This window comes from Mycolicibacterium grossiae, from assembly GCF_008329645.1.
GTDB classification, from domain to species: Bacteria; Actinomycetota; Actinomycetes; order Mycobacteriales; family Mycobacteriaceae; genus Mycobacterium; species Mycobacterium grossiae.
In genome coordinates this window covers 2,982,753-2,998,437 of record NZ_CP043474.1, presented here as the reverse complement: position 1 = coordinate 2,998,437, position 15,685 = coordinate 2,982,753, and the positions used below count along the sequence as shown (strand labels likewise).

General features: G+C 74.3%; 12 protein-coding genes and 1 riboswitch. Of the genes, 6 read left to right on the top strand and 6 right to left on the bottom strand.

Features of this window, described 5'->3' with window-relative positions; all coding sequences use genetic code 11:
• The first annotated feature begins 44 nt into the window (after positions 1–44).
• From FZ046_RS14340 to FZ046_RS14335, 3 genes are read left to right on the top strand one after another with little or no spacing between them, the layout of a single operon-like run.
• Entirely contained in the window at positions 45–2,042 is a 1,998-nt protein-coding gene (locus FZ046_RS14340; RefSeq protein WP_149484264.1) for a VWA domain-containing protein, read from the top strand.
• On the top strand, positions 2,042–2,656 hold the full coding sequence (cobO, locus tag FZ046_RS27930) for a cob(I)yrinic acid a,c-diamide adenosyltransferase (RefSeq protein ID WP_070355228.1): 615 nt from the start codon (positions 2,042–2,044) through the stop codon (positions 2,654–2,656). The genes FZ046_RS14340 and cobO overlap by 1 nt, the downstream gene beginning before the upstream one ends.
• The gene (locus FZ046_RS14335; RefSeq protein ID WP_246182779.1) at positions 2,653–4,005 is read left to right on the top strand and encodes a cobyrinic acid a,c-diamide synthase CobB; all 1,353 of its coding nucleotides are present in this window, start codon (positions 2,653–2,655) and stop codon (positions 4,003–4,005) included. The genes cobO and FZ046_RS14335 overlap by 4 nt, the downstream gene beginning before the upstream one ends.
• Before the next feature lie 11 nt (positions 4,006–4,016).
• On the opposite strand, the gene FZ046_RS14330 is transcribed toward FZ046_RS14335, so the two are convergent.
• On the bottom strand, positions 4,017–4,538 hold the full coding sequence (locus FZ046_RS14330; RefSeq protein ID WP_070355227.1) for a bifunctional adenosylcobinamide kinase/adenosylcobinamide-phosphate guanylyltransferase: 522 nt from the start codon (positions 4,536–4,538) through the stop codon (positions 4,017–4,019).
• 26 nt (positions 4,539–4,564) lie between these two features.
• On the opposite strand from FZ046_RS14330, the gene FZ046_RS14325 reads away from it, so the two are divergent.
• Entirely contained in the window at positions 4,565–5,494 is a 930-nt protein-coding gene (locus FZ046_RS14325) for a cobalamin biosynthesis protein (protein WP_149484263.1), read from the top strand.
• Here the strand turns inward: FZ046_RS14325 and FZ046_RS14320 are convergent.
• The 4 genes from FZ046_RS14320 to cobN are packed head-to-tail and all read right to left on the bottom strand — an operon-like array spanning position 5,491 to position 12,122.
• The gene (locus FZ046_RS14320) at positions 5,491–6,240 is read right to left on the bottom strand and encodes a cobalt-precorrin-6A reductase (RefSeq protein ID WP_070352235.1); all 750 of its coding nucleotides are present in this window, start codon (positions 6,238–6,240) and stop codon (positions 5,491–5,493) included. The genes FZ046_RS14325 and FZ046_RS14320 overlap by 4 nt on opposite strands.
• The gene (locus FZ046_RS14315; protein WP_070352236.1) at positions 6,237–7,712 is read right to left on the bottom strand and encodes a cobyric acid synthase; all 1,476 of its coding nucleotides are present in this window, start codon (positions 7,710–7,712) and stop codon (positions 6,237–6,239) included. The genes FZ046_RS14320 and FZ046_RS14315 overlap by 4 nt, the downstream gene beginning before the upstream one ends.
• Complete coding sequence (gene cobF / locus FZ046_RS14310; RefSeq protein WP_083298097.1) at positions 7,712–8,479, bottom strand: precorrin-6A synthase (deacetylating); 768 nt, start codon at positions 8,477–8,479, stop codon at positions 7,712–7,714. The genes FZ046_RS14315 and cobF overlap by 1 nt, the downstream gene beginning before the upstream one ends.
• A complete protein-coding gene (cobN, locus tag FZ046_RS14305) occupies positions 8,472–12,122 on the bottom strand; it encodes a cobaltochelatase subunit CobN (protein ID WP_083298098.1) in 3,651 nt (1,216 codons plus the stop codon). Before cobN ends, cobF begins: the two co-directional genes overlap by 8 nt.
• Before the next feature lie 27 nt (positions 12,123–12,149).
• Positions 12,150–12,269: riboswitch (cobalamin riboswitch) on the bottom strand.
• A gap of 70 nt (positions 12,270–12,339) precedes the next feature.
• Here cobN and FZ046_RS14300 point away from each other — a divergent pair.
• Together FZ046_RS14300 and FZ046_RS14295 are read left to right on the top strand one after the other, a co-directional pair.
• Entirely contained in the window at positions 12,340–12,984 is a 645-nt protein-coding gene (locus FZ046_RS14300) for a GntR family transcriptional regulator (RefSeq protein ID WP_246182778.1), read from the top strand.
• Positions 12,981–14,255 (top strand): MFS transporter, encoded by a 1,275-nt coding sequence (locus tag FZ046_RS14295; RefSeq protein WP_070352237.1) that lies wholly within the window; start codon positions 12,981–12,983, stop codon positions 14,253–14,255. The genes FZ046_RS14300 and FZ046_RS14295 overlap by 4 nt, the downstream gene beginning before the upstream one ends.
• Here FZ046_RS14295 and FZ046_RS14290 read toward each other — a convergent pair.
• Positions 14,202–15,659 carry a phospholipase D-like domain-containing protein gene (locus tag FZ046_RS14290; RefSeq protein ID WP_070352238.1) on the bottom strand — a complete coding sequence of 486 codons (1,458 nt, stop codon included), beginning with the start codon at positions 15,657–15,659 and terminating at the stop codon, positions 14,202–14,204. The two genes, FZ046_RS14295 and FZ046_RS14290, sit on opposite strands and share 54 nt — an antisense overlap.
• Between the last annotated feature and the right edge of the window lie 26 nt (positions 15,660–15,685).

Genomic DNA, 15,685 nt, shown 5'->3' with positions numbered 1-15,685 from the left:
GCCAGCCTCGCGAGCCCGTGCCGGCGATCTAGAGCGGAGCCTCCATGCAGCAGCTGTACCCCTTCCCGGCCGTCGTCGGCGGGGATCCCGACGCCCCCGGCGGTCTCGACGACATGGCCCTGGCGCTGGTGCTGTGCGCCATCGACCCGGCCATCGGCGGGGTGCTGGTGCGCGGCGAGAAGGGCACCGCCAAGTCGACGCTGGTGCGCGCGCTCGCCCACGTGCTGCCGCACATCGACGTGGTGGCCGGCGACCGGTTCTCCACCGACCCCGCCGATCCGCAGCCACTGTCGCCCGACGGGCCGTTCGCCGACGACGCCGCCGTCGAGACCCGGCCGGTGCGCCTGGTCGAGCTGCCCGTCGGCGCCACCGAGGACCGGGTGGCCGGATCCATCCACCTGGAACGCGCGCTGCGCGACGGCGCCGTGGCCTTCGAACCCGGCCTGCTCGCCCGCGCGCACCGCGGCATCCTGTACGTCGACGAGGTCAACCTGCTGCACGACCACCTGGTGGACCTGCTGCTCGACGCCGCCGCCATGGGCCGGCTCACCGTCGAGCGCGACAACGTATCCGTCACGCACGCAGCACGTTTCGTGCTCGTCGGCACCATGAACCCGGAGGAGGGCGAGCTGCGCCCGCAGCTGCTCGACCGCTTCGGGCTCACCGTCGAGGTGGCCGCGCCACGCGACCCAGCGCAGCGCGCCGAGGTGGTGCGCCGCCGGCTGGCGTTCGATGCCGACCCGGTCGCCTTCCGCGCCGCGTGGGCCGACGCCGAGGACCGGCTACGCGCGCGGATCACCGCCGCCCAGGAGGCGCTGCCCGCCGTCGAGATCACCGCGGCCGCACTGCTGAAGGTGGCCGAGCTGTGCGCGGCGTTCGGGGTGGACGGCATGCGCGCCGACATCGTCACCGCACGCACCGCGGCCGCCCACGCCGCATGGCAGGGCCGCACCGACATCACCGTCACCGACCTGCGGGTCGCCGCGAAACTCGCACTGCCGCACCGTCGTCGGCGCAACCCGTTCGACACACCGGGTCTCGACGACGCCGAACTCGACGACATGCTGCCGCCCGACGACCCGGACGGCGGCGGCGACGGTGGGCCGGGTGACGGTCCCGACGACGATCCCGACCCGCCCGGTGGCGAGCCGCCCAGCGAGTCGGCCACCGAGCCGTCGGCCGCGCCGCCCGACGCCGGCGCCGGCGGCACCCCTCCGCCGGCCGCGCCGGTGCCCGGCGGCACGCCGTACGCGACCCGGCTGTTCACCGTCACCGGCGTGGGCGACGGCCAGGCCGGCCGGCGCAGCCGCGCCCGCACCAGCTCCGGTCTGCGCACCGGCTCGACCCCGCACGGCGGCACCGGCATTCACCTGCTGGAGACCGTCCGTGCCGCCGCCCCGCACCAGCGTGGGCGCGGCCGCACCGCCGGGCGGCTCGTCCTGCGCGCCGACGACGTCCGGCGCGCGGTGCGCGAGGGCCGCGAGGCCAACCTGGTGCTGTTCGTCGTCGACACCTCGGGCTCGATGGCCGCCCGCGAGCGCATGCAGCAGGTGAAGACCGCCATCCTGTCGCTGCTGCTGGATGCCTACCGTCGCCGGGACCGGGTGGCGCTGGTGACGTTCCGCGACCGGGGCGCCGACCTCGCGCTGCCGGCCACCCGCAGCGTGGACGTCGCCGCGCGGCGCCTCGACGACCTGCCCGCCGGCGGCCGCACACCGCTCGCCGAGGGGCTCGTCGAGGCCGCCGAGGTGGTGCGCCGGGAACGGCTGCGCGACCCGTCGCGACGTCCGCTGCTGGTGGTGGTCACCGACGGCCGCGCCACCGCGGGCACCGACGCCGTCGCACGCTCCCGACGGGCCGCGGATCACTTGCGCCAACAGGGTGTTTCGGGCGTCGTCGTGGACTGCGAGAGCGGGCGGATGCGCATGGGGCTGGCCCAACGGCTGGCGACCCACCTCGGCGCCGACCACGTCCCGCTGGCGCGCGTCGACGCCCGCGCGCTCACCGACATCGTCCGCGACGCCACCCGGGGGGCCGCCTGATGCCGCAGGGACAGCCGGTCACCGTTCCCGACGACAACCTCACCACCCGGCAGCGGCGCAACCGGCCGCTGCTCATCGTGCACACCGGCGACGGCAAGGGAAAGTCCACCGCCGCCTTCGGTCTCGCGCTACGCGGCTGGAACCAGGGCTTCGACATCGGCGTGTTCCAGTTCGTCAAGTCGGCCAAGTGGCGCATCGGCGAGCAGACCGTGCTGGAACGGCTCGGCGCGCTGCACGCCGAGACCGGTGAGGGCGGGCCGGTGCAATGGCACAAGATGGGCTCGGGCTGGTCGTGGAGCCGCAAGGCCGGCGACGAATCCGACCACGCCGCAGCGGCCGTCGAGGGCTGGCGCGAGATCCAGCGCCGCCTCGCCGCGCAGACCCACGACCTGTACGTGCTCGACGAGTTCACCTACCCCATCGCCTGGGGATGGATCGACGTCGACGACGTGGTGGCGACACTCGCACAGCGACCCGGCCGCCAGCACGTCATCGTCACCGGCCGCCGCGCCGACCCCAAGCTCGTCGAGATCGCCGAGCTCGTCACCGAGATGGGCAAGGTGAAGCACCCCATGGACGCCGGCCAGAAGGGCCAGCGAGGCATCGAGTGGTGACCGCCGCACTGGCCCGCGTGGTGATCGCCGCGCCGGCGTCCGGGCACGGCAAGACCACCGTCGCCACCGGCCTGATGGCGGCGATCGCCGCGCGGGGCCACACCGTGTCCGGCCACAAGGTGGGCCCGGACTTCATCGACCCCGGCTACCACGCGCTGGCCACCGGCAGACCCGGGCGCAACCTCGACCCGTACCTGTGCGGCGAGCACCGCGTCGTCCCCCTGCTGCGGCACGGCGCGGCGGGCGCCGACGTCGCCGTCGTCGAGGGCGTGATGGGGCTCTTCGACGGGCGCCTCGGCACCGAGGGCGAGGCGTCCACCGCGCACGTCGCGGCGCTGACCGCCACCCCGGTGGTGCTGGTGGTCGACGTGTCGCACGCCTCCCGCACGCACGCCGCCGTGGTGGCGGGCATCGCCGCGTTCGATCCCGCGGTGCGCGTGGCGGGCGTCGTGCTGAACAAGGTCCGCACCCAGCGCCACGCCGACGAGGTCGTCCGGGCGTTGCAGCGCACCGGCATTCCGGTGCTCGGCATTCTGCCGCGCGACGCGGGCGTCGAGACGCCGTCGCGGCACCTCGGGCTGGTGCCCGCCGCGGAGCGCGCCGAGTCGGCGGCCACGCTGGCACGGATGGCGGCCGTCATCGAGGAGCACGTCGACGTCGGCGCCGTCCTCGACATCGCCCGTACGGCACCGGCTCTGGACGTGCCGCCGTGGGATCCCGCCGCGGAGGTCACCGCTGCGACGCGGCACCGGCCGGTGGTGGCGATGGCAGGCGGGCGGGCGTTCACGTTCCGCTACGCCGAGACCGAGGAACTGCTGCGCGCCGCGGGCTGCGACGTGGTCGACGTCGATCCGCTCGTCGACGCCGACCTGCCGTCCGGCACGGCGGGCATCTACCTCGGCGGCGGCTTCCCCGAGGTGCACGCGGCCGAATTGGCCGGCAACACGGCGCTTCTCGCAACGCTGCGGGCGGCGATCGCCGACGGCGTGCCGACCGTCGCCGAGTGCGCCGGGCTCACCTACCTGTGCGCCACGCTCGACGGCACGGCGATGATCGGTGCGCTGCCCGCGACCGCGGCGATGACCCCGAAGCTGGTGCTGGGCTACCGCGCCGCGACGTCACCGCACGACACGCTGCTGGCCGCCGCCGGCGACGAGGTCACCGGACACGAATTCCACCGCACCCGGGTGACTCCGTGCGAGGGCGTCCGCTCGGCGTGGGTGATGCACGGCATCGGCGAGGGCTTCGGTGGCCCAACGCTGCACGCGTCGTACCTGCACACCCACTGGGCCGGCCATCCGCGGTTGGCGCAGCGGTTCGCCGACGCCGTGCACGCGACGGCGCGATGATTCCCGCCGCCTCAGAGCGTCAGCACGCGCCCGGCGATCACCAGGTGCACCTCGTCGCACACCGTGGCCACGCGTTGGTTGACCGTGCCCAGAACGTCGCGGAACAGCACTCCGGAGCGGTGCGACGGCACCACGCCGAGGCCCACCTCGTTGCTCACCACCACGGCGTCGTCGACGGTGCGCAGCGCCCCGCACAGCGCGTCCAGGCGCTCGTCGACCGCGGTATGCACCTCCGGGGCCGGGCAGTCCCAGAGGCCGTCGTCGAGGATCGCCACGACCCACGTGCCGAGGCAGTCGACGAGCACCGGGCCGGCCGCCACCCCCAGCGCCGCCGCGACGTCCGTGGTCTCCACCGTGGTCCAGTCCGCCGGGCGGGTCGCGCGGTGCCGCGCGACGCGGTCGTCCCAGTCCGGGTCCGAGCCGTCCGCGGGCCGGCCGGGTGCGACGTAGGTGACGCCCGTCGCGGTCCGCAGCAGCTGCTCGGCGTGCCGCGACTTTCCGGACCGCACGCCGCCGGTGACCAGGATCCGCACGCCGCCATCCTAGGGGCGGGCCGGCCGTGCGACCGCTGACGGCGCGGGCGGCGGGCCTGCTGCTCGGCCACGCCGCCGACCGCGTGCTCGGCGACCCGCGCCGCTTCCACCCCGTCGCCGGGTTCGGCCGCACGGCGGCCGCGCTGGAACGCGTGAGCTACGCCGACGACCGCCGCCGCGGCATCCTGCACGAGGCGGTGCTGGTCGGTGGCGTCACCGCCGCCGCGCAATACGCCCAGCGCCGAGCGCGGTCGCCGCTCGCCGCGACGCTGCTGACCGCCGTAGTGACGTGGGCGGTGCTGGGTGGGCGGTCCCTGGAGCGCGAGGCCACCGCGGTGGCGGCACTGCTCGACGGCGGCGACCTCGACGGCGCCCGGCAGCGGCTGCGCAACCTGGTCGGACGCGATACCGCCGCCCTGTCGCCCGACGAGATCGCCCGCGCCGTCGTCGAATCCGTCGCGGAGAACACCAGCGACGCCGTCGTCGCGTCGCACCTGTGGGGTGCCGTGGCGGGCGTGCCTGGCCTGGTGACGCACCGCGCCGTCAACACCCTCGACGCCATGATCGGTCACCACAGTGCCCGCTACGAGCAGTTCGGCTGGGCGGCAGCGCGCGTCGACGACGTCCTCGGCCTACCGGGCGCCCGCCTGGGCGGGTTGCTGACCGTCACCGCCGGACCGGACCGGCGCGGCGCCTGGGTGGCGTGGCGGCGCGACGCGCGGCGCCACCCCAGCCCCAACGCCGGCGTCGTCGAAGCGAGTTTCGCCGGGGCGTTGGGCATACGGCTGGGCGGGGTGAACACCTACTACGGCAACCGGCGCGAACACCGCGCGCTGATGGGCCAGGGCCGACCTCCGGTGCCCGCCGACATTGCGCCGGCGGTCCGGCTCGCGCGCACCGTCGGCTGGGGCGCGGCCGTCGTCGCCGCCGCGGCCTGCCTGGTGCGCGGCCGCTAGTCGAGGCGGCGCAGCCCCGCGACCCAGGCCAGCACGTCCTCGACGTCGTGCACGACGCGCACACCGGCCGGTATCGGAGGCCGGCGCACGATCACCACCGGGAGGCGGAGTTCCTCGGCGGCAACGAGTTTGGGCCAGGTGTACTCGCCGCCGGAGTCCTTGGTCACCAGTACGTCGGCGCGGTGTTCGCGCAACAGTGCGCGCTCACCGTCGGCCGCGTAGGGCCCGCGGTCGTGCACCACGCGCCAGCCCGGGGGCAGGGCGATCTCCGGGTCGTCCACCACGCGCGCCAGCACCGCGGCGTCGGCCAGGGGGCCGACGAATTGGTGCAGCTGCTGGCGTCCCACCGTCAGCACCGGCCGGGTGCCCCGGGCGTGGGTCGCGGCGGCCGCCTCGGCGTGCGTGTCCACCCAGTGCCAGGACGGTCGCGCACGGTCCGCCCACCCGGGCCGCTGCAGCCGCAGCAGCGGGCGGGCCTCGGCGGCGCAGGCGAGCGCGGCGGTGGCCGAGATGGTCGCCGCGAACGGGTGGGTGGCATCGACGACGGCATCGAATTGCGCGAGCGCCGAACGCAATCCGTCGACGCCCCCGAAGCCGCCGATGCGTACCGACCCGACCGGCAGCCGAGGCCGGGCCACCCGGCCCGCGAGCGAACTGGTCACCGGCACGCCGGCGTCGACCAGCCGCCGCGCCAGCGTGCGGGCCTCGGCCGTGCCGCCCAGCAGCAGGATCCGCGCGCCGGTCACGGCGCACCCGGCGGCAGGAACGGCAGCCCGTCGGGCGCGCCGCGGGTCGCTAGCTCGAGCAGCGCGTCGACGTCGAGGTGCTCCTCGACGAGGTCGCCGAGCAGGTCGAGGCGGCGCCGGCGCGCCGCGGCGAAGGACGCCCCCGACGCTGGGAGGCCGAGCGTCTCGCGCAGCAGCGCCGCCCGCAGCGCGTCCCCCTCCAGCGAGCCGTGCCACATCGTGCCGAAGACCAACCCGGCGCGGGCACCGCCGAGGAAGTCGTCGGCGGCGTCGCCGCGGGTGACGCGGCCGTGGTGGATCTCGTAGCCCGACGCGGGCGCGCCGAGGCCCGTTCCGCTCGGCAGCCGCAGCACCTTCTCCGCACCGAACGTCGTCTCGACGTCCAGCAGGCCGAGGCCGTCGACCGTCGCCGGCGAGCCTTCGACGCCGTGCGGATCGCGGATCGTGCGGCCCAACATCTGGAAGCCGCCGCAGATGCCGAGCAGCGGCTTGCCCGCGGCGGCGTGCGCGAGCACCGCACGGTCCAACCCGCGCGCCCGCAGCCACGCGAGGTCGGCGATCGTCGCGCGCGTGCCCGGCAGTACCAGCAGGTCCGCGTCGGCGAGTTCGCGTGCGTCGCTGGCGAACACGACGTCGAGCCCCGGCTCCAGACCGAGGGCGTCGACGTCGGTGAAGTTGCTGATACGCGGCAGCCGCACCACCACCACCCGGCGGGCGCCGGTGCCCGCCGCGCGACGGCCCGCCAGGTCGAGGGCGTCCTCGGAGTCGAGCCACACGTCGCCGCGCCACGGCAGCGTGCCGTACACCGTCCGTCCGGTGAGGCGTTCGAGGTCGCGCAGTCCGGGCGCCAGCAGGTCGGTTGCACCGCGGAACTTGTTGACCACGAAGCCCGTCACCAGCGCCTGGTCGGCGGGCGACAGCAGCGCGACGGTGCCGAGGAAGGCGGCGAACACGCCGCCGCGGTCGATGTCGCCGACGACGATCGTCGGCAGCCCGGCGTGCCGCGCCAGCCCCATGTTGACGTAATCGCCTGCCCGCAGGTTGATCTCGGCGGGGCTGCCCGCTCCCTCGGCGAGGACGACGTCGTAGCGGTCGGCGAGGTCGTCGAACGCGCGGTGCGCGGCCTCGGCGAGCGGCCGCCGGCCCTCGAGCCAGTCCGAGGACGCCACCTCGCCCCAGGGCCTGCCCATGAGGACGACGTGGCTGCGCTGGTCGCTGCCCGGTTTTAGCAGCACCGGGTTCATCGCCGGCTCGGGGGTCGCCTCGGCGGCGAGCGCCTGCACCCACTGCGCGCGGCCGATCTCCACTCCGGCGCCGTCGGCGCCGGGGCACACCATGGAGTTGTTGCTCATGTTCTGCGCCTTGTACGGCGCCACCCGGACGCCACGGCGGGCCAGCGCGCGGCACAGCCCGGTGGTGACCGCGCTCTTGCCGGCGTCGCTGGTGGTGCCCGCGATGAGCAGGCCCGCCATCAGCCGCTCCTCAGCAGGTAGACGTCCATCACCCAGCCGGCCTCCGCCTTCGCGGCGGCGCGCTCGGCGGCGATGCGTCCGACGACGTCGGCGAGCCTGCCGGTGACCAGCCGCTCCCCCACCGCGCCGAGGTTGGCGCCCCACCACACCGTCCAGTCGTCTAGGCCGGCCAGGTCGAGCCGCTCCGGCGGCGGGTTGAGCATGGTGACGACGTTGTCCTGGCCGGCGGCGACGGCCGCGGCGAGTGTGCGGCCCGTGGTGACGTGCACGGCGCGGCCCACCTCGTGCAGCACGATGCGGTGCCGAGCGGCCAGCAGCTGCGGCGCGCTGATGCCGGGCAGCACGTCGAATTCCAGTGCGACACCGAGGTTCTGGATGCGTTCGACGACGCGGATGGTCGAGTCGTACAGCGCCGGGTCGCCCCACACCAGGAACGCCGCCGTGCCGCCGCGCGCGCGCAGTTCCGCGGCGTAGCGCTCGGCGCGGGCGGCGTGCCAGTCGGCGACCGCTGCGGCGTAGCCGCGGTCGTCGAGGCCCGTTGACCGGTCGCGCGGCGGGTCGGGCACCTCGACGATCTCCGGTCCGCCGTGCGCGTCGACGATTGCGCGGCGCAGCGCGAGCAGACCGTCGTCGTCACCGACCCCGCTCTCGCCCTTGTCGGCGGCGAGCACGTAGTCGCACCCGCGCAGCGCATCGGCGACCTCCGGGGTGACGTGCCGGGGCCCCATGCCGACGCCGAGAATGCGGACCCGGACCGGGTCAGCCACCCGCGCGGCTCTCGAGGTCGCCCTCGACGTCGAGGTAGGCCTGCTGCAGCGCGGCGAGCGTCTCCGGTGACGGGTCGGCCCACAGGCCGCGGTCGGCCGCCTCCTGCAGGCGCTCCACCATGCCGTGCAGGGCCCAGGGATTCGAGCGGTCCAGGAACTCGCGGGTCTCGGGGTCCAGCACGTAGGACTGCGCGAGCTTCTCGTACATCCAGTCGTGCACCACGCCGGCGGTGGCGTCGAAGCCGAACAGGTAGTCGACGGTGGCGGCCAGTTCGAAGGCGCCCTTGTAGCCGTGCCGGCGCATCGCGGAGATCCACCGCGGGTTGACCACCCGCGCACGGAACACCCGCGCCGTCTCCTCGCCGAGGGTGCGGGTGCGCACGGCGTCCGGCGACGTCGAATCCCCCACGTAGGCGCGGGGATCGGAGCCGGTGAGCGCCCGCACCGTGGCGATCATGCCGCCGTGGTACTGGAAGTAGTCGTCGCTGTCGGCGATGTCGTGCTCGCGGGTGTCGATGTTCTTCGCCGCCACCTTGATCCGCGCGTAGTTGGTGCGCATGTCGTCGGCGGCGGCCGCACCGTCGAGGCCGCGGCCGTAGGCGAAACCGCCCCAGGCCGTGTACACCTCGGCGAGGTCCTTGTCGTCACGCCAGGTGCCGGCCTCGACGACCTGCAGGATGCCGGCGCCGTAGGACCCCGGCTTGGAGCCGAAGACGCGGGTGGTGGCGCGCCGCTCGTCGCCGTGGGCAGCGAGGTCGGCGCGGGCGTGCGCGGCGACGTAGTTCTGCTCGTCCGGTTCGTCGAGCAGCGCCACCATCCGCACCGCGTCGTCGAGCATCGTCACCACGTGCGGGAAGGCGTCACGGAAGAAGCCGGAGATGCGAACCGTCACGTCGATGCGCGGGCGGCCCAGCTCGTCGAGCGGCACCACCTCCAGGCGGCTGACCCGTCGCGACGCCTCGTCCCACTCCGGACGGACGCCCAGCAGCGCCAGCACCTCGGCCACGTCGTCGCCCGACGTGCGCATGGCGCTGGTGCCCCACACCGACAGCCCGACCGACTCCGGGTAGGAGCCGGTGTCGTCGAGGTAGCGCCGGCACAGCGATTCGGCCATGGCCTGTCCGGTCTGCCACGCGAGCCGCGACGGCACCGCGCGCGGGTCGACGGTGTAGAAGTTGCGCCCGGTCGGCAGCACGTTGACCAGGCCGCGCAGCGGCGAGCCGGACGGGCCGGGGCGCACGAAGCCGCCGTCGAGCGCGTGCAGCACGGCGTCGAGTTCGCTTGCCGTGCCGGCCAATCGGGGCACCACCTCCTCTGCGGCGAACCGCAGCACGGCCCGCACGTCGGGGTCGACGGTCAGCGTGTCGGAGGTTTGCGGCGCCCAGTGTGCCGCCTCCATGGCCTCGACGAGACCGCGTGCCCGCGTCTCGATCTCGTCGACGGCGGTGGTCTCGGCACCCTCCTTGAGGCCCAGTGCGGCACGCAGGCCGGGGACGGCGTGGTCCTTGCCACCCCACACCTGCGCGGCGCGCAGGATCGCGAGCACCAGGTTGACCCGCGCCTCGCCGACCGGGGCGCCGCCGAGCACGTGCAGGCCGTCGCGGATCTGGGCGTCCTTGATCTCGCACAGCCAGCCGTCGACGTGCAGCAGGAAGTCGTCGAACTCCTCGTCGTCGGGACGGTCGTCGAGGCCGAGGTCGCGGTGCATCTCCGCCGCGCGCATGAGGTTCCAGATCTCGCCGCGGATCGCCGGCAGCTTGGCCGGATCCATGGCGGCGATGTTGCCGTACTCGTCGAGCAGCTGCTCGAGCCGGGCGATGTCGCCGTAGCTCTCGGCGCGGGCCATCGGCGGGATCAGGTGGTCGACGATCGTCGCGTGCGCGCGCCGCTTGGCCTGGGCGCCCTCACCGGGGTCGTTGACGAGGAACGGATAGATGAGCGGCAGGTTGCCGAGCACCGCGTCGGTGGCGCACGCCGCCGACAGCGCGGCGTTCTTGCCGGGCAGCCACTCCATCGAGCCGTGCTTGCCGAGGTGCACCACCGCGTGCGCGCCGAAGCCGTGCTCGAGCCACCGGTAGGCCGCCAAGTAGTGGTGACTGACCGCGAGGTCGGGATCGTGGTAGATGGCCACCGGGTTCTCGCCGAAGCCGCGGGGCGGCTGGACCATCAGCACGACGTTGCCGGATCGCAGTGCGGCGAGCACGATCTCGCCGGCGTCGTTGACGAACAGCGTGCCGGGTGCCGGTCCCCACGCCCGGGCGATCTCGTCGCGCAGCTCGGCGGGCAGGTCGGCGGTCCAGGCGGCGTACTGCTCGGCGGTGACGCGGACCTGCGCGTCGGTCAGCTGCGCGGAGGTCAGCCACGCCTCGTCCTGGCCGCCGGCCTCGATGACGGTGTGGATCAGCCGGTCGCCGGCGACGGTCTCGTCGTCGATGTCCAGCACCCCGAAGCCGTCGCCGACGTCGTAGCCGGCCGCCGCGAGGCGGTGCAGCAGCCGCACCGCCGACGCCGGGGTGTCCAGGCCGACGGCGTTGCCGACGCGGGAGTGCTTGGTGGGGTACGCCGAGAGGACCAGGGCGAGTTTCTTCTCGGCGTTCGGCAGGCGGCGCAGCCGGGCGTGGTTGACCGCGATGGCGGCCACGCGGGCGCAGCGCTCGGCGTCGGCGACGTAGTGCGGCAGCCCATCGTCGTCGACCTCCTTGAAGGAGTACGGCGCGGTGATGATGCGGCCGTCGAACTCGGGGATGGCGATCTGGGTCGCGGAGTCTAGGGGGGTGACGCCGTCGTCGTTGGCCTCCCACTCCGCGCGCGACGACGTCAGGCACAGTCCCTGCAGGACGGGCACGTCCATCGCGGCGATGCGTTCGATGTCCCAGGACGCGTCGTCCTCGCCGGCGCTCGCCATCGCGGACTTCGAGCCGCCGGCGGCGAGCATGCTGACGACGATGGCGTCGAGGGTGCCGAGTGCGTCGAACAGCGCGTCCGGGGCGCTGCGCAGCGACGAGGCGAAGATCGGCACGCCGATGGCGTCGCCGGTCGCGTCAATGGCGTCGGCGAGCGCGTGCGCGAAGGCCGCGTTGCCGCTGACCTCGTGGGCGCGGTAGTACAGCACGCCGACCCGGGCCCGCCCGTCCGGCGCGGCCGCGGCCGGCCGGGCGGCCAGCCCCCACTCCGGGATGGTGACGGGCTCGTCGAAGCCCTCACCGGTGAGCAGCACGGTGTCGCACAGGAAGGCGTGCAGCTGACCGAGGTTGGCCGGTCCTCCCTCGGCCAGGTAGGCGTGCGCCTGAGCGGCCAGCCCGATGGGCACCGTGGACTGCTCCATGAGTTCAGGGCTGGGGGCGCGTTCGCCGCCCAGCACCACCAGCGGCCGCCCGGTGGCGCGCAGCGCGGTGAGTTCGTCGGCGACCTCGGCCGAGGAGCCGAGCACCCGTAGCACCACGACGTCCACGTCGCCGAGGCCGGCGTCGACCCCGTGGCGCGCCGGGTTGGCCAGCACGTAGGCGGCGCCGCTGGCCCGGGCGGACAGCAGGTCGGTGTCCGACGTCGACAGCAGGGCGATGCGCCGGGTGCGGCCGTCGGTCGGCTCCGGGGTGGTCTCGGTTGCGGCGTCGGATGCGGCCTCGAATGCGGCAGGGTGCATGGGTCCTCCTCGGGGTTCGCGCCCCGTGCGGTCGGATGCCCCGTGACCAGTGTCTGGCTCGGGCCCGGGCGTGGCCGGGACCCTCACAGTGGCGGAACCGCCCCGGAGTCGCACCGGGTTCCTGTCGCCACGAGACCTAACCGGCTCAGCTTAGGGGGTGGTGATGCCTCCCACAGCATGCATGCAAGCTTGCATGCAAGGCGTAGCGTGAGCGGACGTGACAGCCATCCAGGAGTCGAGCAGTCAGCGCGCCTATCAGGCGACCAAGGACGAGATCCTGTCCGGCGGCATGCGCGGCGGACAGCTGCTCAGCGAGGTCGAGGTCGCCGCGCGACTCGGCGTGAGCCGCACCCCGGTCCACGAGGCATTCCTCCGGCTGGCCGCCGAGGACCTGCTCGAACTGCTGCCGCGCCGCGGCGCCGTGGTGGTCGCGATGTCCGCACAGGACGCCACCGACCTGCTCGAGATGCGGCTCGCGCTGGAGACCGCGGCCGTGCGGCGGCTCTGCCGCACCCCCGCCGACGTCGACCGACTGTTCGGCGACCTCACCGCGCTGCTCGACGCCCAGCGCCGCGGCGTGGACGCCGGGGACGCCGAGCAGTTCGCCGCCGCCGACGACGCCTTCCACCGCCGCATCGTCGACGTCGCGGGCAACGGGCTGGCACGCCGCTTCTACGGCTCGCTGAGCGACCGGCAGCGCCGGATGATCGCCTCGGCGGCACAGTCCGATGCGCACCGCCTGGAGCTGCTGATCGACGAGCATCGCCGGCTGGCGGCCGCGATCGAGCGGTGTGACGTCGAGGAGTTCGAGGCGGCGCTGCTCGCGCACCTCGAGGCGACCTACCGGGTGGTGCTGCGATGAGGGCCCGCGTCCCGGCCTGGCTGGCCGTCGCCTTCGCCGCGTTCTGCTGCGGCTGGGGCGGCAACCAGTTCACCCCCCTGCTCATCGCCTACGCCCAGCACGGCGGATACACCCGCGTCGACGTCGACGTGCTGCTCGGCGCGTACGTGCTGGGTCTGGTGCCCGGCCTGCTCGTCGCCTCGGCACTGTCGGACCGGCACGGCCGGCGCGCGGTCATGGCCGCGGGCGTCGCGAGCGCTGCGCTCGGCAGCCTCGTCATCGCCGCCGGGGACGTCGCGGGGTTCTGGGCGCTGTTCGGCGGCCGGCTGTTCAGCGGGCTGTCGGTCGGCATCGCCATGGCCGTCGGTTCGGCGTGGATCACCGAGCTGTCCCGGCCGCCGTTCGGCGACGCGTCGCCCGGCGCCGGTGCGCGGCGGTCGTCGATCTGCCTCACGCTCGGGCTAGGCGTCGGCCCGTTGTGCGCGGGTCTGCTCGCTGCCTTCGCCCCGCTGCCGCTGGTGCTGACCTACCTGGTGCATGCCGCGCTGTGCGTGCCCGCGCTGTGGGCGGTGCTGCGGCTCGGCACCGAGACGAGGACCGAGACCCGCACCGAGGCGGGCGCCCGCGGCTTCCTGCGCAGCCTCGCCGTGCCCGCCGCCGGGCACCGCCGCTTCACGCACGTGGTGGTGCCGATGGCGCCGTGGATCTTCGGGTCCGCGGCCATCGCGTACGCCATCGTGCCGTCCCTGGTCGCCGACGAACTGGGCTCGTGGGCGCTGCTCTACACCGCCGGGTTGACGGTGCTGACGCTGACCTGCGGCGTGCTGGTGCAGCCGATCGCCCGCCGCCTCGACGACCAGTCGAGCGCCCGCGCGGTGGTCGTGTCGATGGTGCTGATGACGGTCGGGGTGTTCGCCGCGGTGGCCACCGCCGTCACCGCGTCGCCGGTGCTCGCCGTCCTGGTGGCCATGCTGCTCGGCTGCGCCTACGGCATCGCGGTCGTGTCGGGACTGCTCGAGGTGCAGCGCATCGCCGAGCCCGACGAGTTGGCGGGCATGACCGGGGTCTACTACTCGCTGGCCTACGTCGGGTTCCTGCTGCCGGCCGCGCTCGCGGCGCTGGCGCACTGGTTCGGCTATCCGGTGATGCTCACCGCGGTGGGCGTGCTGGCCGCGGCCTGCGCGGTGCGGTGTGCATCCGGGTGGTCGCGGCATCTCCCGCCCCGGCAGCACCCGGCGTCAGGGCCGGCCGGCGAGCCCGAGGAGGAAGCGCTGCACGCTGCGCGCCAGTGACGGCGGCGTCCGGTCGGGGTCCATCAGGTCGTTCTCCGCGAACAGGCTGACCTCCCCGGCTACGTCGTCCTCGGTGAAGGGCAACAGCGTCTTGCCCTGACCGCGCAGCGTCTCCACGGCGGTGAGGAACGTGCCCGACGTGGCCACGGCCTCCTCGAAGTGCGCCGACGTGACGCCGAGCTGCTCGGCCACCAGCCGGTTGCGGAACGCGGCGATCGCCGCGCGGACGTCCTCGCGGCCGTCGGCATGCGATTCGATGGCGAGGTCGCATTCGCTGTCGAAGCCCAGCGAGCGGTTGTTGAGGTTGGACGAGCCGATGCGCAGCAGCCGGTCGTCGACCGCGAGGATCTTGGAGTGCACGTAGATCGACGTGCCGCCGTCGGTCACCGGCCAGTAGACGCCCAGCCTGCCGTGTTCGTCGGCCGCCCACAGCACCTCGAGCAGGCGTGCGCGGGCGCTGTCCATCGACACTTCTTCGAGCCGGCTCTCCGAGCGGCGCGGCAACACGATGACCACCTCGGGGCCGTCGGGTTCGCGCAGCCGGGCGGCCAGCCGGTCGGCGAGGCTGCGCGATGCGAGGTACTGGTTCTCCAGGTAGATGACGTCCCGCGCGGCCGCGATCGCGGCGAAGTTCAGCGCCTCCACCTCGCGCACCTCGAGGCGGCGCCGCAACGTCGGCATGGTCCGGGCGATGCCGACGTCGACGTGGGTCAGGGTCACCGGCAGGTCGTGCGGCCACACCTCGTGCTCGCCGACGTCGGTGGGCAGCGAGCGGCCGGTGGCCACCCGCCAGCGGTCGCGCGCCAACTCCCCGAAGGCGCGTGCCGCGGCGCCGTCGACGGCGGCCGCCACCTCGTGCCGCGGGCCGTAGGGCCGGTTGCCGGTGCGCCGGCCCTCGTCGACGTCGAGGTGTTCGGAGACGTCCCAGCGGTCGAGCGTGATGTCGATGCCCCCGCAGAACGCCACCGCGTCGTCGACCACCACGATCTTCTGGTGGTGCACGGCGCCCGTGGGGTGGGCGCCGTCGACGGCGAGGTGCAGACGCTTGGCGGTGAATCGGTTGGCCAGTGAGACCGGCGTGATGCCGTACCAGAGCCCGTCGAACGCCGGCAGCAGCCGCAGGTTGGACTTGAGCAGGTGGATCTCGAGGTCGGGACGCTTCCACAGCAGCCAGTGCAGGAAGGTGCCGAGCTGGTTGGGGCCCGGCAGCGTCTTGCCGCGACGCTCGAAGTTCGTGGCGGCGTCGAAGTCCCAGCCGATCAGCAGGATCCGGTGCCGCGCGCGCAGCATCGCCGCCTTGACGTGGCGGAGGTAGTCGGCGCCGTCGACGATGCAGGCGTACCGGTCGGCGCCGGTGACGCGCCAGCACGTCTCCCCCGGGACGAGGAGTCTGTCGGCGCTCACGTCGACCCGCCGAACCGGTCTGCCGG